This window comes from Pseudarthrobacter sp. rb, from assembly GCF_056389225.1.
In genome coordinates this window covers 139,471-160,297 of record NZ_JBWJAR010000005.1, presented here as the reverse complement: position 1 = coordinate 160,297, position 20,827 = coordinate 139,471, and the positions used below count along the sequence as shown (strand labels likewise).

The 20,827-nt window shown below is 66.4% G+C and carries 20 protein-coding genes; 6 read left to right on the top strand and 14 right to left on the bottom strand.

Annotation, left to right across the window (positions count from 1 at the left end; translation table 11 throughout):
* Window positions 1-10 precede the first annotated feature (10 nt).
* The 4 genes from ACWRN3_RS09045 to ACWRN3_RS09030 form a co-directional block, all read right to left on the bottom strand.
* The gene (locus ACWRN3_RS09045; protein WP_476740413.1) at window positions 11-502 is read right to left on the bottom strand and encodes an RpiB/LacA/LacB family sugar-phosphate isomerase; all 492 of its coding nucleotides are present in this window, start codon (window positions 500-502) and stop codon (window positions 11-13) included.
* Window positions 502-2,253: a dihydroxyacetone kinase family protein gene (locus tag ACWRN3_RS09040; RefSeq protein ID WP_476740412.1), complete on the bottom strand. Its 1,752-nt coding sequence runs from the start codon at window positions 2,251-2,253 to the stop codon at window positions 502-504. Before ACWRN3_RS09040 ends, ACWRN3_RS09045 begins: the two co-directional genes overlap by 1 nt.
* A 53-nt stretch (window positions 2,254-2,306) precedes the next feature.
* Window positions 2,307-3,080 (bottom strand): SDR family NAD(P)-dependent oxidoreductase, encoded by a 774-nt coding sequence (locus ACWRN3_RS09035; RefSeq protein WP_476740411.1) that lies wholly within the window; start codon window positions 3,078-3,080, stop codon window positions 2,307-2,309.
* A 107-nt stretch (window positions 3,081-3,187) separates the two neighbouring features.
* Window positions 3,188-4,012, bottom strand: a complete 825-nt coding sequence (locus ACWRN3_RS09030) for a sugar phosphate isomerase/epimerase family protein (RefSeq protein WP_476740410.1) — start codon at window positions 4,010-4,012, stop codon at window positions 3,188-3,190.
* A 186-nt stretch (window positions 4,013-4,198) separates the two neighbouring features.
* Here ACWRN3_RS09030 and ACWRN3_RS09025 point away from each other — a divergent pair, with 186 nt between their 5' ends.
* The 5 genes from ACWRN3_RS09025 to ACWRN3_RS09005 all read left to right on the top strand — a co-directional run bounded on the left by ACWRN3_RS09025 (window position 4,199) and on the right by ACWRN3_RS09005 (window position 8,816).
* Window positions 4,199-5,536, top strand: coding sequence for an MFS transporter (locus ACWRN3_RS09025; protein ID WP_476740409.1), 1,338 nt, complete (start codon window positions 4,199-4,201; stop codon window positions 5,534-5,536).
* 36 nt (window positions 5,537-5,572) lie between these two features.
* Complete coding sequence (locus tag ACWRN3_RS09020; RefSeq protein WP_476740408.1) at window positions 5,573-6,484, top strand: transketolase; 912 nt, start codon at window positions 5,573-5,575, stop codon at window positions 6,482-6,484.
* On the top strand, window positions 6,481-7,500 hold the full coding sequence (locus ACWRN3_RS09015) for a transketolase family protein (protein WP_255174110.1): 1,020 nt from the start codon (window positions 6,481-6,483) through the stop codon (window positions 7,498-7,500). Before ACWRN3_RS09020 ends, ACWRN3_RS09015 begins: the two co-directional genes overlap by 4 nt.
* A 119-nt stretch (window positions 7,501-7,619) precedes the next feature.
* On the top strand, window positions 7,620-8,279 hold the full coding sequence (locus tag ACWRN3_RS09010) for a GntR family transcriptional regulator (RefSeq protein ID WP_159635915.1): 660 nt from the start codon (window positions 7,620-7,622) through the stop codon (window positions 8,277-8,279).
* A gap of 87 nt (window positions 8,280-8,366) precedes the next feature.
* The gene (locus ACWRN3_RS09005; protein ID WP_255174109.1) at window positions 8,367-8,816 is read left to right on the top strand and encodes a DapH/DapD/GlmU-related protein; all 450 of its coding nucleotides are present in this window, start codon (window positions 8,367-8,369) and stop codon (window positions 8,814-8,816) included.
* Between the two features lie 47 nt (window positions 8,817-8,863).
* Here ACWRN3_RS09005 and ACWRN3_RS09000 read toward each other — a convergent pair whose 3' ends face one another.
* Genes ACWRN3_RS09000 through ACWRN3_RS08980 form a run of 5 tightly spaced genes read right to left on the bottom strand, consistent with a single transcriptional unit; the run spans window position 8,864 to window position 14,598 of the window.
* On the bottom strand, window positions 8,864-9,916 hold the full coding sequence (locus ACWRN3_RS09000) for a LacI family DNA-binding transcriptional regulator (protein ID WP_476740407.1): 1,053 nt from the start codon (window positions 9,914-9,916) through the stop codon (window positions 8,864-8,866).
* A complete protein-coding gene (locus ACWRN3_RS08995; protein WP_476740406.1) occupies window positions 9,916-11,400 on the bottom strand; it encodes a glycoside hydrolase family 1 protein in 1,485 nt (494 codons plus the stop codon). Before ACWRN3_RS08995 ends, ACWRN3_RS09000 begins: the two co-directional genes overlap by 1 nt.
* Window positions 11,397-12,314, bottom strand: a complete 918-nt coding sequence (locus ACWRN3_RS08990; protein ID WP_476740405.1) for a carbohydrate ABC transporter permease — start codon at window positions 12,312-12,314, stop codon at window positions 11,397-11,399. The genes ACWRN3_RS08995 and ACWRN3_RS08990 overlap by 4 nt, the downstream gene beginning before the upstream one ends.
* Window positions 12,311-13,303: a carbohydrate ABC transporter permease gene (locus tag ACWRN3_RS08985; RefSeq protein WP_476740404.1), complete on the bottom strand. Its 993-nt coding sequence runs from the start codon at window positions 13,301-13,303 to the stop codon at window positions 12,311-12,313. Before ACWRN3_RS08985 ends, ACWRN3_RS08990 begins: the two co-directional genes overlap by 4 nt.
* A 2-nt stretch (window positions 13,304-13,305) precedes the next feature.
* Window positions 13,306-14,598, bottom strand: a complete 1,293-nt coding sequence (locus ACWRN3_RS08980) for an ABC transporter substrate-binding protein (RefSeq protein ID WP_476740403.1) — start codon at window positions 14,596-14,598, stop codon at window positions 13,306-13,308.
* 295 nt (window positions 14,599-14,893) lie between these two features.
* On the opposite strand from ACWRN3_RS08980, the gene ACWRN3_RS08975 reads away from it, so the two are divergent.
* Window positions 14,894-16,819 (top strand): adenylyl cyclase, encoded by a 1,926-nt coding sequence (locus tag ACWRN3_RS08975; protein WP_476740402.1) that lies wholly within the window; start codon window positions 14,894-14,896, stop codon window positions 16,817-16,819.
* Window positions 16,820-16,875: 56 nt separating this feature from the next.
* Here ACWRN3_RS08975 and ACWRN3_RS08970 read toward each other — a convergent pair whose 3' ends face one another.
* The 5 genes from ACWRN3_RS08970 to ureE all read right to left on the bottom strand — a co-directional run bounded on the left by ACWRN3_RS08970 (window position 16,876) and on the right by ureE (window position 20,805).
* Window positions 16,876-17,913, bottom strand: a complete 1,038-nt coding sequence (locus tag ACWRN3_RS08970) for a HoxN/HupN/NixA family nickel/cobalt transporter (protein WP_476740401.1) — start codon at window positions 17,911-17,913, stop codon at window positions 16,876-16,878.
* Window positions 17,913-18,869, bottom strand: a complete 957-nt coding sequence (locus ACWRN3_RS08965; protein WP_476740400.1) for an urease accessory protein UreD — start codon at window positions 18,867-18,869, stop codon at window positions 17,913-17,915. The genes ACWRN3_RS08970 and ACWRN3_RS08965 overlap by 1 nt, the downstream gene beginning before the upstream one ends.
* Window positions 18,866-19,480, bottom strand: coding sequence for an urease accessory protein UreG (gene ureG, locus ACWRN3_RS08960; protein WP_110542400.1), 615 nt, complete (start codon window positions 19,478-19,480; stop codon window positions 18,866-18,868). The genes ACWRN3_RS08965 and ureG overlap by 4 nt, the downstream gene beginning before the upstream one ends.
* Window positions 19,481-19,506: 26 nt before the next feature.
* On the bottom strand, window positions 19,507-20,175 hold the full coding sequence (locus ACWRN3_RS08955) for an urease accessory protein UreF (protein ID WP_324643842.1): 669 nt from the start codon (window positions 20,173-20,175) through the stop codon (window positions 19,507-19,509).
* Between the two features lie 144 nt (window positions 20,176-20,319).
* Complete coding sequence (ureE, locus tag ACWRN3_RS08950) at window positions 20,320-20,805, bottom strand: urease accessory protein UreE (protein WP_324643841.1); 486 nt, start codon at window positions 20,803-20,805, stop codon at window positions 20,320-20,322.
* Window positions 20,806-20,827: the final 22 nt, after the last annotated feature.

The window sequence follows — 20,827 nt, the reverse complement described above, 5'->3', positions numbered from 1 at the left end:
ATGTGTCCGGCTAGCAGGACTCGAAGTCGGTGAGGACCTTGACCTTGCCCGCCGAGGCCGACGACGGATCGAACGTGTACCCGATCCATTCCTTTGCCAGGCGGCGGGCAAGTTCGATGCCCACCACGCGCTGGCCCATGGTGAGGACCTGGCAGTCGTTGGACAGGATGGAGCGCTCAACCGAGAACGAGTCGTGCGCTGCGGTGGCGCGGATGCCTTCCACCTTGTTCGCCGCGATGGCCACGCCGATGCCCGTGCCGCAGAAGAGAATGGCCCGGTCGGCCCGGCCGTCGCGGATCATCTCGCCGGCCGCAATGCCCACGTAGGGGTAGGGCCTGGTGAAGTCGTCCGCGGCGTCGGTGCGGTTGACGCCGATGTCGATCACCTCGCTGACACGGGGGTCGGTGCGGAGATCCGCCAGGACCTTGTCCTTGTAATCAACACCGGCTTCGTCCGCGCCGACAATGAGCCGCAGCCCCATGGGGTGTCCTTCCGTCGTCATTACTTGGCTCCCGCCGGCGCAGCGCCGGCTGTGCTGGTGGTGGTGAAATGCGGCCCCATCACGGCGAAGACCATGGCAAGGGACGTGGCGCCGGGGTCGGCGGTGCCCAGGCTCTTCTCGGCCAGCGGGCGGGCGCGGCCCTTCAGGGGCAGCAGGTCGGCGGTGGCCTCCGCCGCGGCTGCCGCTTCCCGGGCGGCGTCCTGCCAGGCCAGGCCTGGCTCGGCACCGTCAGCCACCGTGCGGCTGAATGTTGAAGCGAACGGCAGCAGCGCGTCCACCATGGTCTTGTCGCCGATCTCGGCCTTGCCCAGCTGGACGATGCGGTCCGCGAACGCCGTCACGGCGGCCGCAAGGACGTTGGCCCCGGGCGCGGAGGAGTTTCCTACCGTCTCGCCGAAGGCGCGCAGGCCCGCTCCCCAGAGGACACCGGAGGTTCCGCCGGCCTTGTCCCCCCAGGCGTCGCCGGCGGCAGCCAGCACGTCACCGGCACCTGCACCGGCGGTGAAGGCGGCAGCTGCTGCTGCGGCTGCTGCGTCCACGCCGCGGACCATGCCGCGGCCGTGGTCGCCGTCGCCGGCGATGGCGTCCATCCGGCCCAGCCGTTCCTCGGCCCCGTGCAGCAGGGTGCGCGCGGCACCGATGGCCTCGACGCAGGCCGCGGCATACCCACGGGAGGCGCCCGTGGCGACGAACGCCTCCGCGGGGGCGCCGGCGTCGGCCGCTTCTTCCCCGGCGGAAGTGCCCGCCCGGGTGACCACGGCACCCCGGCGGTAGGCCGGAGTCTCGGCAGGGGCAGCCCACAGTGGTTCCAGCTCCTCATCCAGCCATGTGATGGTCAGCGAGACGCCGGCCATGTCCAGGCTGGTGACCAGCTCGCCCACCTCAGGCATCACCAGCGTGTAGCCGGCGTCGCGCAGCAGCGGTGCAATGGTTCCCCAGAGGACGAACAGCTCCTCGTGTTTGGTGGAGCCGAGCCCGTTGAGGATGACGGCGATCCTGCTGCCGGCATCCGGCGGGGTTTCGGAGAGGACCCTGGCCACCAGTTCCCGGCCCAGGTCCTTCGCCGAGGGCAGGTCGGTGTCGTGCAGGCCCGGCTCGCCGTGGATGCCAAGGCCCAGGCCCATCTGCCCTTCCGGAAGGGTGAACAGCGGGGCGTCGGCGCCGGGGAACGTGCAGCCGGCGAACGCGCTGCCGATGGTGCGGGTCTGGTCATTGGCTTTGCGGCCCAGGCGGACCACCTCGTCCAGGTCCGCGCCGTTCTCGGCGGCGGCCCCCATCACTTTGAAGACGGTGAAGTCACCGGCGATGCCGCGGCGCTTGGCGGATTCCGACGGCGGGGCGCTGGCGATGTCGTCCGTCACCAGGACGTTCTCCACAGCGATGCCCTCGGCGGCCAGGCGCTCGCTGGCCATGCCGAAGTTCATCACGTCGCCGGCGTAGTTGCCGTAGGTGAAGACGACGCCGGCGCCGGACTCGGCGGCCTTGGCCACCGAGTAGGCCTGGTGGGCGGACGGCGAGGTGAAGATGTTGCCCACCACCGCGCCGTCCGCGAAGCCGGTGCCGATCACCCCGGCGAACGCCGGGTAGTGCCCGGAGCCACCGCCGGCCAGGACGGCAACCTTGGGCTGCGCAGGCCGGTAGCGGCGGACGGCGCCGCCGGGGACCTGGCGGACCAGGTCCGAGTGGACGTCGCAGAAGCCTGCCAGGGCCTCCTCGGCGAACTCTGAGGGGTCGTTGAAGATTTTGGTCATGGTGGGTTCTCCGGCGTCCGGGTGCTGTCAGTGCTGGGGGCTGTCAGGGGCTGCTAGTGGATGTGGCTGCCGCCATTGATGTCGATGGTGGTGCCGGTGAGGTAGGCCGAGTCCTCGGAGGAGAGGAAGGCGATAACGGCGGCCACTTCCTCGGTGGTGGCGTTGCGGCCCAGCGGGATGCCGGCGTTGATGGCCGCTTCCTGCTCCTCGGTGCTGCCTACGCGGATGTTGGTGTCCACGGCGCCGGGGGTGATGGCGTTGACGGTGACGCCGGTGGTGCCCAGTTCACGGGCCAGGGCCTTGGTGAAGCCCAGGATGGCTGCCTTTGCGGCGGAGTAGGGGACCTTGCCGAAGACGCCGCCGCCTCGCTGGGCAGAGACGGAGGACATGTTGACGATCCGGCCCCAGCCGTTGGCGATCATGTCCGGCAGGAAAGCCTTGGTCACCAGGTAGGTGCCGGTGGCGTTGACATCCATGACCTTGTGCCACAGCTCGAGGGTGGTCTCCAGGAACGGGATGGGCGAGGTGATGCCGGCGATGTTGGCCAGGGCGCCGACGGGCGGGAGGTTGCCGGCGGCCACCTCGGCGGCGACGGCGGCCTGGGCGGCGGTGACGGAGGCTTCGTTGGCGACGTCGATCTCGTGGCCGAAGGCGGGGACGTTGAATTCGTTGCCGATTTCGGCTGCGACCTTGGCGGACTTCTCGCCGTCGAGGTCCAGGATGACGATGCCCCAGCCGTCACGGGCGTAGCGGCGGGCGGTGGTGATGCCGATGCCGCGGTCCGAGGTTGCTCCGGTGAGGACGGCGGTGCGCTGGATGATGGTCATGGTGGGGCTCCTTGAATTGTGTGCGTGGATCGCTTGTTTGGGTGGATCGATTGCTCCGCAACGGCCCTTATGAGGCGTCAAAACGGCGTTTACGGAGCAATCGATGGTTAGAGAAGGTCGGTGATGAAACTTGCTGCCTTGGCGGCGGCGGCGGGACGTTCGTCGTTGGTGACGTCCCGGGTTTCCAGTTCGAGCGAGAAGTGGCCGGTGTAGCCGTCGGCGGCGAGCCGCTTCAGGCCGCCGGCGAAGTCGGCGGCCCCGTTGCCGATGCTGAGGTTGATGTTCCCCGGCACGGCGTCGCGCAGGTGGACGTGGCTGATGCGGCCCTGGTGCCGGTCCAGGTAGGCCTGGATGTCCTCGCCCGACGCCACAACGTGGCTGAAGTCCATGACGATTCCGACGCCGGAACCGGCAAGGCGGTCGGCCAGGAGTCCCGCGCGCTCCAGGTTCCAGCAGAACCGCAGGAAGTGCAGGGATTCGGTCCAAAGTTCGACGCCGAACTCCGCCGCCCGCCGCCCGGCACCAATGAGCTGGGCGGCAACGAGGTCCAGGTCCTCGCCAACGCTCCGGACCGGGGTATGGTCCAGGGCGCCGCATGGCAGGACCAGCGCCTTCGCACCGATGTTGGCCGTCAAGGTCAGCAGGGCGTCAAGGTGGCGCTCCCGCCCGGCCCGGCCTTCGTCGTCGAGCACTTTGTTCAAGTCCCCGATGTCGCCGTTCACGGAACGGACGCGCAGGCCCGAAGCGTTGACCTCGGCGGAGACTGCGGCGACGGCGCCGGCGTCGAGCCCGTACGGTACGTGGTCACAGACGCCGGGCAACGCGCCCAGGTCGATCTCCTCGAAGCCCAGCCCCTTCATAGTCCGCAGGGCGGTGCCCAGGTCCTGGTGCCTGAAGCTGATGGACGAGCACCCAAGTCTGGAATGGAACATCATTGATCCTTTGGTTCGTGCCGGGCTGTAGTGATGGGGACCACAATACGGAAGTTAACTGTCAACAGTCAACTCTAAAAGTCGACTGTTGACAGTCCGAATGATCTGGGTCACACTGGATCCCATCAATTGTTAACAGTCGACAGCGGCGGACCTCCTTCAGCCGCTTTTCGAAAGGGAACCACCATGAGCAAAGATGCTCTGACCATGCGCGGCCCGGTCCACGGCACCAAGGATGCCCGGCGAGTTGCCATCGGATCCGGCGTGGGGGCCGTGATTGAGACGTATGACTTCATCGGCTTCGGCACCGCTGCCGCACTGTACTTCGGCACCGCCTTCTTCCCCGGAACCGATCCGGTGACCGGCACCCTGGCCTCCTTCGCCACCCTCGGCGTCGGCTTCGCAGCCCGCCCCCTTGGCGGCATCATCGGCGGACACCTCGGCGACAGGGTAGGCCGCAAGCCGGTCCTGGTCGCCTCCCTGATCCTGATGGGCCTGGCCACCTTCGCCATCGGCCTGCTCCCCACCTACGCGGCAGTCGGACTGCTGGCTCCGGCCCTGCTCGTCTTTGTCCGCATCGTTCAGGGCCTGGCCTTCGGCGCGGAATGGGGCGGCGCGATCCTGATGAGCTACGAGCACGCACCCTGGAAGGCCAAGGGCAAGTACACCGGCATCGTCCAGGCCGGCTTCCCCGTGGGCCTGCTGCTGGCCAACCTGACCTTCCTGTTCAGCGTCCAGCTCGGCAACGAACTGGCCTGGCGTATCCCGTTCCTCGCCAGCATCCTGCTGGTCATCGTGGGCCTGATCATCCGTTCCAAGGTCCCCGAGTCCCCGGTGTTCGATGAGGTCAAGGACAGCGGCGCCATCGTGAAGGCCCCCATCGTTGAGGTCATCAAGACGGACTGGCGCAACATCGTCAAAGGCATCGGCCTCCGCATCGCCGAGACCGCCGGCTACGCCGTATCCATCACCTACATGATTTCCTACATCAACAGCCAGCACCTGGCGGACAAGAGCCAGACCCTGATCGCGCTCTGCATCGCTTCGGCCATCGGCATCTTCGCCACCCAGGCCTGGGCCGCGCTGACGGACCGCATCGGCCGCCGCCCGCTCTACATCTGGTCCACCGCCTTCGCCGCACTGTTCGCCATCCCGATGTTCCTGCTGGTCAACACCGGCCTGTTCATCGCCATCATCCTCACCATCGTGATCTCCTACGCGGTATGCCAGAACTCCCTGGCCGGTGCCCAGGGCGCCTGGTTCCCGGAACTCTTCCAGGCCAAGACCCGCGCCTCCGGCGCCAGCCTGGCGTACCAGATCTCGGCCATGGTGTCCGGCTTCACCCCGTTCATCACCACGCTGCTGTTCGTCAGCTTCGGCTGGATGGGCCCCGCACTGCTCTTCGGCGCGTACGCCCTGATCGGCCTCTGGGCCGCCGTCGCCACCCGGGAAACCTGGGGCAGGCGGGAACGCGAACTGGCTGACGAGGCCACCAAAAGCACCCCGAACACTGTGAACGCCTGAATGACCACCACGCACCAAACGACCACGGAGCCAGCAATGCCTACAGATACCGTCCAGGACGCCGCCCCGCAGGGACAAACACTGCAGACTGCGGTGACTCCGGAACGGCTGGAGAAGATCAGCGCCGCCGCCTACCGGATCCGGCACCACGCCCTGAACATGGGCGAGGTGCAGGGCCAGGGGTACGTGGGCCAGGCCCTGGGTGCCGCGGACATGCTCGCCACCGTCTACGGTGACCAGCTCCGCTTCCGCGCCGGGGACCCGCACTGGGAAGCCCGCGACCGGTTCCTGCTCTCCACCGGCCACTACGCCATCGGCCACTACGCGGCCCTCGCCGAAGCCGGCATCGTCCCGGTGGAGGAGCTGGAAACTTACGGATCGGACGACTCCCGGCTGCCAATGTCCGGCATGTCCACGTACACCCCTGGCATGGAAATCTCCGGCGGCTCCCTGGGCCACGGCCTGACCATCGCCGTCGGCATGGCACTGGGACTCCGGTACCAGGGCTCGTCCGCCCGGGTCTTCAACTTCCTGTCGGACGGCGAACTGGACGAGGGCTCCACCTGGGAAGCCGCCATGGGCGCGCACCACCACCAGCTGGGCAACCTCACCGCCATGGTGGACATCAACGCCCTGCAGGCCGACGGCAAGACGGACACGGTGCTGCGCACCGAACCGGTCACGGAAAAGTGGGAATCCTTCGGCTGGTACACCCAGCGGGTGGACGGGAACGACGTCGGCGCGCTGCTGGCGGCGTTCGACAACGCAGCTGCCCAGGCCGCCGCCGTCGGACGCCCCTCCGTGATCCTGTGCGACACGAAGGTTGGCCGGGGCGTGCCCCTGCTGGAGAACCGCGAAAAGGCGCACTTCATGCGCATCGAAGAGAACGAATGGCAGATCTGCCGCGAGCAGCTCACTGCCGGCTACGAAGGAAAGGCTTCAGCATGAGCACCACCACCGAGGCCCCCGACACCGCAGCAGCGGCCAAGCCGAAGCTGAAGACCTCGGCGATGATCGCATCGTTCGCCGACCCGGGCCAGAAGACCTCCAACGCACCGTTCGGGCACGCCCTGGTCAAGGCCGCACAGGAGAACGACAAGATCGTGGGCCTGACCGCGGACCTGGGCAAGTACACGGACATGCACATCTTCGCCCAGGCCTTCCCGGAACGGTTCTTCCAGATGGGCATGGCCGAGCAACTGCTCTTCGGCGCAGCCGCGGGCCTGGCCGAATCCGGCCTGGTGCCCTTCGCGTCCACCTACTCGGTGTTCGCCGCCCGCCGCGCCTACGACTTCCTCTGCCTGGACGCGGCCGAGCCGAACCTGAACGTGAACATCGTTGGCGGCCTGCCGGGCCTCACGACCGGGTACGGCCCCAGCCACCAGGCCACCGAGGACATGGCGATCTTCCGCGGCATGCCCAACCTGACCATCGTGGACCCCTGCGACTCGATCGACATCGAGCAGGCCGTCCCGCAACTGGCCGCCTCGGAAGGCCCCACCTACCTGAGGCTGCTGCGCGGCAATGTGCCCACCGTCCTGGACGAGTACGACTACACGTTCGAGCTCGGCAAGGCCAAGGTGCTGCGCGGCGGCAACGACGTGGTGTTCATTTCCTCCGGCCTGATGACCATGCGCGCCCTGCAGGCAGCCAAGGCCCTGGCGGCACACAACGTGGATGTCGCCGTCGTGCACACCCCCACCATCAAGCCGTTCGACGCCGGGACCGTCCTTAAGGAGGTCAACACGGACCGCCTGGCCGTCACCCTGGAGAACCACTCCGTGGTGGGCGGGCTGTTCGAAACTGTTGCCTCCGCCGTCGTCACCGCCGGTGTGGGCAAGCGTGTGGTGCCCATCGGACTGCCGGACCAGTTCCTGGACGCCGGCGCCCTGCCCACGCTGCACGACCGGTACGGTCTCGCCGTGGACCGCATCGTGGCCAAAGTCCTCGCCGAACTCGGCTAGGGCAGGAAACCGATGCAGAAAGCACGGCACCGGTCCCGTCCGGTGCCGTGCTTTCTGCCGTACTATCGAAACCACTACCGACTGTAAACAGTCGACTTATGACATTGAGGACAGAAGCCATGGCCGGACTGACCGCCCCGCTGCTGGGACTGGAAAAGAAAAGCCTGCGCGAGCAGGCGCTCTCGGCGTTGAGGACCGCCATCACCAGCGGCGAGCTGGAACCGGGCCGCCATCTGGTTGAAACCGAATTGTCCGAGATGCTGCAGATCAGCCGCGGCACCCTTCGTGAAGCCCTCCGCCAGCTGGAACAGGAGGGCCTGCTGTCCGCCGGACCGCGCGGCCGCCTCTCCGTCCGCCACCTGGACGAAAAGGAAATCCGGGACATCTACGCAGTCCGCGCCGCCCTGGAATCCCTCGCCGCCCGGACACTCTGCGAACTCCCGGACCGGCAGCACGTCACCGAGTCCCTCCACAAAGCCATCGACGCCATGACGGAGGCCACGAACGGAAGCCTGGAGGAGCGGATCGAATCCGACCTCGAATTCCACCGCACCCTCTGCCGGCTCACGGGCAATGAAACCCTGCTCCACTCCTGGGAGTCATTGGAAGGGTCCATCCGGATGTCCATCATGTTCGCAGGCCTGGAAAAGGGTGTCAGCAACATGAGCGTTGACCGCCACAAGGACATCGTGGGCGCCATCGACACCGGGGACGCCACCCTGGCCCGGAAGACCATCCTGGAACACATGGACACCGCCGCGGCCAACCTGGTGGCGTAGCCCTTCCGCCCTGTCCAGGGAATCCTCGCGGCCTCCCGGCCGTTAACCTACTGCGCGGTAAAAACCGCGGTGGTAACGAGGGATGGTATGACCGCAAAGTTTGTGTCAGTCGAGGACGACGCCGGGAAGGTCACCCGGTACAGCCGCCATGACAACGGCGGCGGGCTCATCGCTCCAGGGGCCAGCGTGGCGGACAGCGCCCGGGTCGGCCCCATGACCTACGTGGAGCACGGCGCGCAGGTGGGATCAGGCTGCCGGATTGGACACGGCAGCTGGATCGACCGCGGCGCCACCATCGGTGACCGGACGGTCATCGGCGACGGCGTGCGCATCGGCCGGGGCACGGTGATCGGCAATCACGTCCACATCGGCAGCCACTCGCGCATTGGCTCCAGCGTCCTGATCGAGCACGGCGTACACCTGGATTCGGACAGCACCGTGCCGGATGGCAGCGAGGTCCTGGCGGGCGCCCATTCACGCCTGGCACCGGCCCGGCACCGGACGCACCGCAAGGCGAAGGGCGGGCTGGCCGCCTAAGCCGGGCCCTAGGCCGGGCCGCTTCGGCGCCGCGGGTCCGCAGCCGGCTACAAAGCAGTGCTTCCGCGCACCACCAGTTCCGCCCGATAAATGACGGGCTCCCAGGCCTCGCCGGGGTTGCCAATGGCGCTGACCAGCAGCTTTCCGGCCGCAGCCGCGATGTCCGCCACGGGATGGGTCACGGTGGTGAGTCCCAGGCCGTTTGCCGCCTGGATGGGGTGGTTGTCGAAGCCCACCACCGCCACGTCGTCCGGCACCCGCCGCCCGCTTCCGCGAAGAGTGTCCACCACCCCGAGCGCCATGAGGTCTGATGCGGCGAATATCCCATCCACGTCAGGCGTCTCGGCCAGGAGGCTCTTCGCAGCATCGGCACCTCCCGGCGTCGTGAAGTCCCCGTGGATGACCGGTCCGGGCTCAAGGCCGGCTTCCCTGAGTCCCTGCAGCCATCCTTCCAGGCGGTCGACGGCGGCCGTCATGTCGGTGGGGCCGGCGACAGTTGCGGGCCGGGTGCAGCCGATGCCCGCCAGATGCCGTGCCGCCAGCCGCCCGCCCTCGAAGTTGTCCAGGTCCACGTAGGGAATCCCGGATTCCGTGTCCCACGGCCTGCCGATGAAGACGGTGGGCAAACCGGTAGCGCCGAGGGTCTCAACCCAGTCGTCGGCGCGGTGGTGGGATACCACGATCGCCCCGTCAACGTGGCCCCCGCGCAGGTAGCGGATGGTCCGCGCAGAGTCGTCGCCGGCACGGGACATCAGCAGTACCAGCTGCAGGTCCGTCTCGCGCAGTGCTTCATTGACTCCAGTAATGACTGCGGCGAAGTACGGGTCCATCATGACCCGGCCGTCGGGTTCGGGGATGACCAGCGCCACCGAACCCGTGCGCCGGGTGACCAGGCTTCGCGCTGCACGGTTTGGGGTGTAGCCCAACGCCACGATCGCGGCGTCAACCGCAGCCTGGGCTTCCGGGCTCACCTTGGAACCGCCGTTGATGGCACGGGATGCAGTGGAGCGGGACACCCCGGCGGCCGACGCCAGGTCCTCCAGCGTGGGACTGGTCCGCCCTGCTGCGGCCAAGGCAGGGCGGCTGGTCTTTTCGTTCATTACACCGACAATACGACACCTTGCTCCGTAGTCGGCACCGGGCTGCCGGGGGCTGGAACGGCATTGGAAGAAGCCACCGCCGAGTACCACAAGGCACTGGCTTTGGGGATGCGTTCCTGCGTTGTGTAGTCCACCCGGACCAGTCCAAAGCGCTGGTGGTAGCCGAAGGACCACTCAAAGTTGTCCAGCAGGGACCAGGCCAGGTACCCGCGGACGTCCACACCATCTGCGATCGCACCATGTACTGCGTGGAGATGGGCCGCGAAGAATCCCAGCCGGTCCTGGTCGTCCACGAACCCCGCGCTGTCAGGGACGTCATCGTAAGCTGCGCCGTTTTCCGTGATGTACACCGGGATCCCCGCCGGACCGGTGTACTCTGCCTGCAGCCGGTTGAGCAGGCGCCGCAGCCCCTCCGGCTGGACCTCCCAACCCATTCCCGTCAGGGGCAGGCCGCGGGGCACCGAACGCGCGCCGTCAGCCGCCACGAACGGTGAGGACACCGCGCGGACCACCTGCTCAGGAGACGCCGTCGTCGTTGCATCAGGCCGGCCCGGGACATCGGCAGGATCCTTAGTGAGCGATTCACCGTGGTAGTAGTTGACGCCGAGCAGGTCCAGGGGCGTGGAAATGGTCTCCAGGTCCCCGTCCTGCACCAGCTCGGCCAGGCCAAGGTGCGCAACGTCCGCCAGCAGGTCGGCCGGGTACTCCCCCTTGAACAGCGGTTCCAGGAAGATCCTGTTGAACTGGCCGTCGATCCTCCTTGCCGCGTCCCTATCACCCTCGCTGCCGGGATCCCGCGGATCCGCGACTGTCAGGTTCAGGGTGATGCCTACTGAGGCCCCGGAGTCCTGGCGGCGAATTTCCCGTGCTGCGAGTCCATGCCCAAGCAGCAGGTGGTGGGCGGCAGCCAACCCAGCCCGCGGGTCCTGTCTCCCCGGTGCATGGATGCCGGCCGCATAGCCCAGGAACGCCGAGCACCACGGCTCGTTGAGGGTCGTCCAAATCCGGACCCGGTCGCCCAGGACGCTGTGCATGAGGGCCGCGTACTCGGCGAAACGGTATGCGGTGTCCCGGTTGGCCCAGCCGCCCTTGTCCTCAAGCGCCTGGGGCAGGTCCCAGTGGTACAGGGTCAGCCAAGGCGTAATGCCTGCCGCCAAGAGTTCGTCGACCAGACGGGAGTAGAAGTCGAGGCCTTCGGGGTTGGGCGTGGCGCCGTCGGGCATGCAACGGGCCCAGGAAGTAGAGAACCGGTAGGCCCCCATGTTCATATCGGCCATGAGGGCCACGTCCTGCTTGTAGCGCCGGTAGTGGTCGCACGCCACTTCCCCGTTGTGACCGTCTGCCACCGCACCGGGCAGCCGCGCGAACGCATCCCAGATAGAGTCCTGCCGGCCCTCGGCATGTGCTGCCCCTTCAATTTGGTAGGCAGCTGTTGCCGTGCCCCAGAGAAACCCCTCCGGGAACGAAAGTTGGGTGGAACTCATCCCTTGACTGCTCCTTGCATAATTCCAGATACGAGTTGCCGGCCTGCTGCGATAAACAGAAGCAGGAGCGGGACAGTGGCCAGGACGGCACCGGCCAGGACCACGGAGTAGTCCACGAAATGGGCAGCCTGCAGCAATTGCAGGGCCACCGGAAGGGTGGGGTTCGAGGGGTCCAGGACGATGAACGGCCAAAAGAAGTTCGTCCAGGTGGCCACGAAGGTGAACAGCGCGAGCATGGCGGCCGCGGGCCGGGCAGCCGGGAATCCGATGTACCAGAAGGCCTGGATCATGGAAGCCCCATCCATCCTCACTGCCTCAATGAGTTCATCCGGAAGGGCGTCGCGCAGGTACTGGGTCATCCAGAACACGCCGAAAGCCGTGACAACACCGGGGATGATGACAGCCCAGAGCGAGCCGGTCCACCCCAGTTTGGACATCACGATAAACAGCGGAACCACACCGAGCTGGGTGGGAACCGCCATCGTTGCGATGACGAACACCAACAACCCCTTACTGCCCCGGAACCGGAGCTTGGCGAAGGCGAAGCCGGCCAGGGTGGAGAACACGACGACGGAGGCCGCAGTCACGCACGAGACGATGAGGCTGTTGCCCATCGCCTTCCAGAACGGGATGCTGTCGAAAACCTTCGCGGCGTTGACCAGGAAGTTGCCCCCGGGCAACAGCGGGATGCCACGGCTCAGGACAGTGCTGTCGTGGCTGCCGACCAGAAAGGACCAGTAGAGCGGAAAGAGGGACGCCAGAAGCACAGCGCCGAGGAACCCGTACGTGAGGAAACCGGGCCTGCGGGCACTCCCGCGGCCGGCCCTCGGACCCCTGGCACCCGGCCCGCGCCGCGCGGCTGCCCGTGCGGCCCCTTTGCCGGCCGTCTGTTCGATCATGGGGATGGAGCTCACTTGCGGCCTCCCTGGCTTGCGATGCGCTTGGCGATGAGGAAGTTGAACAGGGCGATCAGCACAATGATCAGGAAAAGCAGCCACGCCACAGCCGAGGCCCTGCCAAAGTTGCGCTGGCCCCAGCCGAGTTCCCAGATATACATCGTCAGCGTCTGCCATTGCCTGTCCGCTCCGCCCAGGCCCGACTGGTCGAAGACCCGCGGCTCGTCGAAGATCTGCAGGCCGCCGATGGTCGAGGTGATCACCACGAAGATCACCGTCGGACGCAGCATGGGGACGGTAACGGAGAAGAACTGGCGCAGCCGGCCGGCGCCGTCGATCGTTGCCGCCTCGAACACGTCCCGGGGAATGGCCTGCATGGCCGCGAGGAAGATCAGCGCGTTGTAGCCTGTCCACCGGAAATTCACCATGGTGGCGATCGCCAGGTGGCTGGCTACAGATTCGGAATGCCACCGGACCGGGTCCAGCCCTGCCGCCGTCAACACCCCGTTGATCAGTCCGAACTGGTCTGCGAAGAGGTTGTTGAAGATCAGGCCCACCGCCACGGGCGCCACGACGAACGGCACCAGGACCCCCATCCGCCAGAACGTCCTGGCCCTCAGGTTCGCGTCCAGCACCGCCGCTATCACCAGTGCAATAACAACCTGGGGGACGGAGGACACGATGAAGATGCTGAAGGTGTTGCCCACCGCGTTCCAGAAGTAGGGCTGGGCCACCACAAAGGCGTAGTTTTCCAGGCCTGTGAACTTGCCCTGTCCACCGATGAGGTTCCAGTTGTGGAGGGAAACCCACGCCGTGTACACCAAGGGGAAGAGCCCGGTGATGGCAAACAGGATGAAGAACGGCGAGATGTAGAGGTACGGGGACACCTTGACGTCCCACTTGGACACCTGCTGGGAGAAGGCCAGGCGGCGGACACCCTTCGTCCCTTCCGGAGGCAGGGACTGCCTCCGGGGGCTCCGTGGCTTGACCCGGTCGGTGACAGCCATGTTTAGAGGGACTTCACTGCGGTGACAAACTTCTCCCAGGAGGAGGCGGCGTCGTCCGTTTTGTCGACGTCCACGCGGGTGAGGGCCTGCTGCATGGCGTCATTGATGGCGAAGAATTTGGTGCCCTTGAAGGGGGTCACGTCAACGGCCTTGGCCCGTTCGGCAAAGATTTCGCCGGTAGGGGCGCCGTTGAAGAACGCGTTCGTCTGGCCCAGCAGTGCGCTGCTGTCGAGGGCTTCCTTCTGGCTGGGGAAGGTGCCCTTGGCGGTGAATGCCTTGATCTGCTGCTCCGGCGCAGTCAGCCATCCGGCCAGCTTCTTGGCCTCGGCCTGGTGTGCGCCCTGGGTGGGAACTGTCAGGTAGGAGCCGCCCCAGTTTCCGCCGCCGCCGGGGAAGACATTGGCCACGTCCCAGCCGGTGACACCGGCCGCGTTACCCTCGATAACACCAAGCATCCAGCCCGGGCAGAGTGTTGTGGCGAAGGCGCCGGTTTGGAAACCGGAAGCCCAATCGTCGCTCCACTGCTTGAGGTGGGCGGACAGCCCGTCCTCGGTCGAGGCTTTCAGAACCTGCTTGTACGTGTCCTTGACCTGCTGGTTCTCCGTGGCGATGACGGTGCCGTCCTCCTCCTCGTAGACCTTTTCAAGCTGATTGCTCATGCCTTGGTAAATTGCCCCTGCCGAATCGAACCATGCAGAATCCGGGCTTGCAGCCTTGAATGCCTTGCCGGCTTGGAAATAGCTGTCCCAGGTGGTGCCCAGCATCTTGGCCACCTCCCCGCGTTCCGTGGGCAAGCCGGCCTTCTTGAGCAGTTCGGCGTTGTAGCAAACAGCTTCGGGGCCGGAGTCAGTCCCGTAGCCAAGGAGCTTGCCGTCAGGGGTGGTGGCGGCCTCGGCCTTCCAGTCCAGCCACCGCCCTTCCACTGCAGGGTCCTTCAGGTCGGCGAAGCGGTCCGGATACTGGAGGAGTTCCGGAAGCCAGTCCACCTCTACGGCTTCGATGTCGGACAGCCCTGAGCCCGCAGCAAGGCGCGTGGTGAGGTTGTCCCGTGCCTCGTTGGTGGTTGCCGCCTTCTTGTGTTCGATGGTCACGTTCGGGTTCAGCGCTTGGTATTCGTCAAAGAGTTTCTCGTAGCCGAACTCGTTGAAGGTGCCGACCGTGAGGGTAACTGCCTCGGACCCGGTGGCGCCGTTCACGCCGGATTTCTCGGGCGATGACGAACCGCATGCCGTGAGCGACAGGGCAAGGCACGCGGCGGCGGCCGAAAGCACGGAGAACTTGCTGGGGCTTTTCACAGGGGGAAGACTCCTTCGTCAGGGATGCCCTATCGATCCGGGTGCACGGTCGGAGGCATGGAGGGTGGAGCGGTCTGGTTGACCGGCACGGCGGCCGGCGGTGGGAGCGCTCTCACACATGGTGTCCCACCTCACAAGAGATTGTCAAGAACTTTTAGGAGCGCTCCCGCCAACCCTTGCTGGCGCCGGGAGCCGATGTTACGCTTCCCCGACGGGAGCGCTCCCACCATCCGATCCCAAGCTGCGCAGTGCAGCCGCCGCGGGTCGTCCAGTCCCACCACTGACAGGACCAGCAATGCCGCTATCCTTACGCCCTGAAGTACCCAGACCCCTTCCGGCACAGCGCCGGCCCCACCCTGGCATCGTTGCCGCAAGCACCGCCCTCCTCATCGGGCTTGCCACCGCCGGCGCGACCGTTCCAGCACAGGCCGCACCGTCAGCCGCGCAGCCCGCAGTCCAGGCTCCGGCGTCGCCACCGCCGCCGGCACAGACCCCGCAAAACCCTTTCGGGCCCAACACGTACGTCTTCGATCCCGGAATGCCCGTGGCCCAAATCCAAGCCACCGTGGACGCCGTTGCGGCCCAGCAGGTGGACGACGAGATGGGCTCAAAGCGCTACTCGCTGCTGTTCAAGCCCGGAACTTATGGCACGCCCGAGGAGCCGCTGATCGTCCAGGTGGGCTACTCCACCGAGGTGGCGGGCCTGGGCACAGCACCCACCGATGTCACCATCAACGGACACGTGGACGTCTACAACCGGTGCCTCACCGCGGATAACTGCATTGCGTTGAACAATTTTTGGCGCTCACTGTCCAACCTCACCATCAATGTCACGGGCCTCGAAGGCTGCCGCAGCTCCGCCAACTTCTGGGCGGCATCCCAGGCCTCACCGATGCGCAGGGTCAATATCACCGGCGGCAACCTCTCCCTGATGGACTACTGCACCGCCGGCCCGCAGTACGCCAGCGGCGGGTTCATCGCGGACTCAAAGACAGGTGCCGTCATCAATGGCTCCCAGCAGCAGTACCTGGTGCGCGACAGCAGCATCGGCAGCTGGTCCAACGGAGTCTGGAACCAGGTCTTCTCGGGCGTGGACGGCGCGCCCGCCGACTCCTTCCCCACCCCGCCGTACACCACGCTGGACAAGACTCCGGTCAGCAGGGAGAAGCCGTACCTGACGGTGGATCCGGCCGGCCTGTACAGCGTATTCGTGCCTTCCGTCCGCCAGGATGCAGCAGGGACCACGTGGGAAGACGGTCCCACGGAAGGCCGCAGCATCCCGCTGGCAGAGTTCTACATCGCCAAGCCCGGCGATTCAGTGCAGGCCATCAACTCCCAGCTGGCCCGCGGAAAGAACCTCATCCTGACCCCCGGGGTCTACGACATTGACCGCAGCATCGAGGTCAAGAGGGCCGGAACCGTAGTGCTCGGTCTGGGCATGGCATCACTTACCGCCGTCAACGGATCAGTGCCCCTTACAGTCGCGGATGTCCCCGGCGTGGACATTGCCGCCGTCACCGTGGACGCGGGCGAGGTCAACTCCCCTGCCCTGATGCGAGTCGGCAAGGCAATCCCGGGCGCAGGCGGCGGATCAGCAGACTCCGCCGTCCGCAGTGATCCGGCCAACCCCACCACGCTCCACGATGTGTTCTTCCGCATCGGTGGGCCCCACGTGGGCAAAGCCTCGGTCAGCCTGGAAGTCAACAGCGACAACGTCCTCCTGGACCATATCTGGGCCTGGCGCGCCGACCACGGCAACGGTGTCGGTTGGACCACCAACACCGGCAGGAACGGCGTGATCGTCAACGGCAACAACGTCACTGCCACCGGCCTGTTCGTGGAGCACTACCAGGAGTACAACGTCATCTGGAACGGCGAAAACGGCAAAACCGTCTTCTTCCAGAACGAACTGCCCTACGACGCCCCGAACCAGGCAGCGTGGCAGCATGACGGGGTCCTCGGCTGGGCCGGGTACAAGGTGGCAGACTCCGTCAAAACCCATGAACTGTGGGGCGGCGGCAGCTATGTGTACAACAACGTGGACCCCACCATCCACGCCACCCGCGGCTTCGAGGTCCCGGTGACGCCCGGCGTGAAGCTGCACAGCCTGCTGACCGTGAATCTTGGCGCCGGGACACTGGACCACGTGGTCAATGACACCGGAGCGCCGGTGTCCACGGACGCCGTCGGAGTTCCCAGCTACGTGGCCGATTTCGGCTAGGAGCCGCCTACCCCAACGGGGGCGCGGCGCCGGCAGTGGATGCCGGCTCCGCGCCCCTATCCGTTCCGGGCCTGCCTCCACGCCAGCGCGGCGCCGCCCCAGACGGCCAGCAGCAGCGCCACCAGCAGCACGCCGGCGTCGCCCAGGTCGATCGATGAAAGCCAAGCCGTCACCGGATCATGCAGGCCGAATGCGGCGTGAATGAAGCCGGCCAAAGTAATCACGGCAATGAACAGGGCCGAGACCGCCGAGATGCCCGTCACCACAGCATTGAAGCCAAGCTTCCGGCGCGGGTCAGCCAGTGCCGAGCGGTACATCCGCATCATCACCAGGCCGTTCACCGAATCACACAGCGTCATCGCGGCTGCGAAGGCGAGCGGGAGGGCGAGCAGGGCGAACGGGGGCACCCCGGCCAGCGACGCCGCCGTCGTCATCATCAGCAGCCCGATGGTGGTGGCGGTATCGAAACCCAGCCCAAAAAGGAAGCCGATCACGTAGATGTTCCGGGGCCGGCGCACCCTGGCGAGGGGTTTGGCCAGCAGCCGTGCCACCAGTCCCTGCGGTTCCAGGTCGCGGGGATCGATGGCTGATCCGGACCGGGAGCGCCGGAAGGCAGCGGCCGAGCGGGTGAAGGCCGAGCCGTTGAACAGCCCCATGGCCAGCAGGAACAGCCCGGATACACCGCTGCCGATCAGCCCCAGCACCAGGTTCCCGGCAGTACCGTCCTCCATCAGCCCGCCAACCATGGACGCACCGGCGATCACCAGCACCCCGGCCAGGGTCACCACCGAGCTGTGGCCCAGGCTGAACGCGAAGCCCACACTCACCGGATGCTGCCGCTGTGCCACGAACTTCCGGGTGGAGTTATCGATGGCGGCCAGGTGGTCCCAGTCGTAGCTGTGCTTCACTCCGGCCAAGTAGGAGGTGAGGACAAGTCCCCAGGACAGCGCCCCGCCGCCCCCGGTCCGGGTTCCGGCAAGCAAAAGGACGACGGCGGCAGCGTGCAGTGCGGCCACGGCGCCAAAGGTGAAGAGCGCCCGGGTCCGGAGCGGCAACGAGTCCCGGTCCCGGTAGAGCGCAGCGATGCCGGCCATCAGTGCTTCCTCAGGTCCAGCGGTTCTTGGCCGTACCAGCGTCCGCGCAGCAGGTCCGTGCAGGATCGAAGCAGGCGGTTCAGTTCGTCGGTGCTGTTGGAGAGGCTCCGCAGCACCAGCCCGGTGGTCCCCGAAACAGTGCGGGTCAGCGAGATGCCGGTCAGGGCCTGGTGGTCAGCGGTCAGCAGGTGCAGTTCGTCGGCGAGCGCCTGGTCCACCCGGGGGTCCACCACCACCAGCGATCCGAGGTGGCTGTAGCCTTCCATGAACCCGAGCCCGGTGACGTCGTGGAGCGGCGGCCGGATCAGCAGGTTGTCCAGCGCCAGCAGTTCGGTGCCCGTCCCAGTTTCCACACAGATGTGGTTCCTCAGGCGCACTTCCTCATAGCGGAAGGCGGCGCCGTCGGGCGACCATCCGGGCGTCACAACCTCGGCCATGACCAGCGATGACGAGGGCTGCAGGGTCACGGACGTCCGCTGCCGGTAGCTGGCTTCCCGGTAGGCGATGAGCTGGTCCGGCATGAGTTCCAGCCGCGCCCCCTCCCCCAGCCGCAAAGCCATCCGCTGCTCGGCAAAGGACCCCGGAGTCCGGTAAACCTTGGTGGCGGACTGGGTAGTCAGCAGCAGAGAAGCAGAGTCCCCCACCTCCACATCAATCAGGAAAAGATCCGCCCCAAGATAAGCCCCGCCAGGATTCACGACGACATAGCAAACCTGCCCGGAGTCATCGAGGTAGTGAGGGCGGAGAACCCGAAGCGCCCCCTCATGGAACTGTCGGGATGCCACTGACCGTCGCCCGGGCACGCTGATGCCCAGCTCCAATCGCCCTCGCCCTGGGCGATGAGCGGTCGCGGATGAAGGGGGCCGCGGCGTGGCGGGCACCGCGGAGCGGGCACGGCCCCCTTCATCCGCGGGCGCCGCCCAAGGTGACCTGACAAGGGGAATGCTGGACGTCATGCCAGGTCGAGCATCAGGACGTCGTGCCGGATCCAGTCGATGACCTTGTCGAGTCCTTCGTCTGTCTTCAGGTTGGTGAAGCAGAACGGCTTGTTGCCACGGAATTCCTTGGAGTCCCGTTCCATGACGGCGAGGTCTGCCCCGACGTGGGGTGCGAGGTCGGTTTTGTTGATGATGAAGAGGTCGGATTTGATCATGCCCTGGCCGGCTTTGCGCGGGATCTTTTCGCCTTGGGCCACGTCGATGATGTAGATGGAGAAGTCGACCAGTTCGGGGCTGAAGGTGGCGGAGAGGTTGTCGCCGCCGGATTCGACGAAGATGACCTGCAGATCGGGGTGCCGGGCTTTGAGTTCCTCGATGGCGGCGGTGTTCATGGAGGTGTCCTCGCGGATGGCGGTGTGCGGGCAGCCCCCGGTTTCGACGCCGATGATCCGGTCCACGGGCAGGATGCCGTTGGCGGCGAGGATTTTGGCGTCCTCGATAGTGTAGATGTCGTTGGTGATGGCGGCCATGGAGATATCGCCGCTCATGTGCCGGGTGAGCCGCTCCACGAGCTGGGTTTTGCCGGCGCCGACGGGCCCGCCGATACCGATTTTGATGGGTTCAGTCATGGTTTCCTCCTAGGTCACGAGCACGGTCAGCTCATGAACATCCGGGCACGCTGGCGTTCGTGCCGCATTTGCGAAATTTCCAGTCCCGGGCTCACGGCGCCGAGGTCGTCCGGCGTGAGGCGCGCGACCGCGTCGATGGCGGCAGCGACGTCGTCGTGCGCTTTCCGCAGCACCCGCTGCCCCGCGTTCTGGCCGAGCGGGATGGCGCGGACGGCGTTTTGCGTGAGGGACGTGACGGTTGCGAAGAGGTAGGCGGCGAGCGCCTCCTGCAGCGGAACACCCAGGGAGCGGGCGACGACGGCGAACGCCAGCGGCTGGTGCCCGGCGGCCCGGCCCGTGGCCACCAGGTCCCGGTACAGTTCCAGCGCAGGCGAGGGAAACACCTCAGCCCCGATCTCGAGCAAGCGGCCGCCCATCTTCACGCTGGCCTCCCGAACCTGCCGCGGCAGAAGAGAGGCAGACAAAAGCGAATCCAGCTCCCCAAGCTCACCCCCCTCATACAGAAGCCGGACAGCCAACCCATCGGAATAGGTCAGCTGCTGGCCGACGAAGGCACCTAGCCAGAGCCCGAAAGACCCTTCATCAAAAACGAGCTCCCGATCGATGTACGTCTCAAACCCAAAGGAGTGAGCAAAAGCCCCGGTAGGCAAAGCAGAGTCAGTGAGCTGCTGAAGAGCAAGCTGATACCCACCCACTAAGCGCCTCCCAAAGGCGCGAAACCCAAGCGACGCGAGGGATATGGGGCCGCGGTGTGGCGGGCACCGCGAAGCGGGCACGGCCCCATATCCCTCGCGGCGTCCCAAGCGGACGCACCCGTAAGAGCGCGCAGCGCGTGAGAGTCAGTGCGAGTGTTCAGCATGGCGGAAGGGCACAGGCATGACGCGTTCCTGGCGGGTGTAGGGCACGGCGTTGTGGCGGAGGTAGTCCTCGACGGTGTGGTCGTAGGCGCACACCATGACGGAGGCCCCGTATTCGCTGTCCGCGTCGAAGAATTGTGCCTGGAGGTGGCGGTTGCCGAGGGAGTGCGCGGTGACGCCCATTTCGTGGATGGTCCGTGGCGCGATGACCAGGACGTCGGTGGGCAGGACGGACACCACGATCATGTTGGCTTCTTCGACGTGGAGGATGTCGCCGTCGCGGAGGTCTCCGGACCCGGCGGGGAGGCGGATGCCGATTTCCTTGCCGTGGTCGGTGGTGGCGCGCTGGATGCGTTTGACCAGCTGGGCGCTGGGCAGGACGACTTTTTCGCGGTGCAGGCCGGCGTAGGCGGCGAGGTCGGAGTCCGGCAGGTCGTGCAGGTTGCCCAAGACTTTGTCGATGATCATGTGGTTGCTTTCGGGGGTCTGG

Excerpts from the sequence above, each read along its gene's own strand:
- ACWRN3_RS09045 (WP_476740413.1), bottom strand. The coding sequence starts at position 502 with ATGACGACGGAAGGACACCCCATGGGGCTGCGGCTCATTGTCGGCGCG.
- ACWRN3_RS09040 (WP_476740412.1), bottom strand. The coding sequence starts at position 2,253 with ATGACCAAAATCTTCAACGACCCCTCAGAGTTCGCCGAGGAGGCCCTG.
- ACWRN3_RS09035 (WP_476740411.1), bottom strand. The coding sequence starts at position 3,080 with ATGACCATCATCCAGCGCACCGCCGTCCTCACCGGAGCAACCTCGGAC.
- ACWRN3_RS09030 (WP_476740410.1), bottom strand. The coding sequence starts at position 4,012 with ATGTTCCATTCCAGACTTGGGTGCTCGTCCATCAGCTTCAGGCACCAG.
- ACWRN3_RS09025 (WP_476740409.1), top strand. The coding sequence starts at position 4,199 with ATGAGCAAAGATGCTCTGACCATGCGCGGCCCGGTCCACGGCACCAAG.
- ACWRN3_RS09020 (WP_476740408.1), top strand. The coding sequence starts at position 5,573 with ATGCCTACAGATACCGTCCAGGACGCCGCCCCGCAGGGACAAACACTG.
- ACWRN3_RS09015 (WP_255174110.1), top strand. The coding sequence starts at position 6,481 with ATGAGCACCACCACCGAGGCCCCCGACACCGCAGCAGCGGCCAAGCCG.
- ACWRN3_RS09010 (WP_159635915.1), top strand. The coding sequence starts at position 7,620 with ATGGCCGGACTGACCGCCCCGCTGCTGGGACTGGAAAAGAAAAGCCTG.
- ACWRN3_RS09005 (WP_255174109.1), top strand. The coding sequence starts at position 8,367 with ATGACCGCAAAGTTTGTGTCAGTCGAGGACGACGCCGGGAAGGTCACC.
- ACWRN3_RS09000 (WP_476740407.1), bottom strand. The coding sequence starts at position 9,916 with ATGAACGAAAAGACCAGCCGCCCTGCCTTGGCCGCAGCAGGGCGGACC.
- ACWRN3_RS08995 (WP_476740406.1), bottom strand. The coding sequence starts at position 11,400 with ATGAGTTCCACCCAACTTTCGTTCCCGGAGGGGTTTCTCTGGGGCACG.
- ACWRN3_RS08985 (WP_476740404.1), bottom strand. The coding sequence starts at position 13,303 with ATGGCTGTCACCGACCGGGTCAAGCCACGGAGCCCCCGGAGGCAGTCC.
- ACWRN3_RS08975 (WP_476740402.1), top strand. The coding sequence starts at position 14,894 with ATGCCGCTATCCTTACGCCCTGAAGTACCCAGACCCCTTCCGGCACAG.
- ACWRN3_RS08970 (WP_476740401.1), bottom strand. The coding sequence starts at position 17,913 with ATGGCCGGCATCGCTGCGCTCTACCGGGACCGGGACTCGTTGCCGCTC.
- ACWRN3_RS08965 (WP_476740400.1), bottom strand. The coding sequence starts at position 18,869 with ATGACGTCCAGCATTCCCCTTGTCAGGTCACCTTGGGCGGCGCCCGCG.
- ureG (WP_110542400.1), bottom strand. The coding sequence starts at position 19,480 with ATGACTGAACCCATCAAAATCGGTATCGGCGGGCCCGTCGGCGCCGGC.
- ureE (WP_324643841.1), bottom strand. The coding sequence starts at position 20,805 with ATGATCATCGACAAAGTCTTGGGCAACCTGCACGACCTGCCGGACTCC.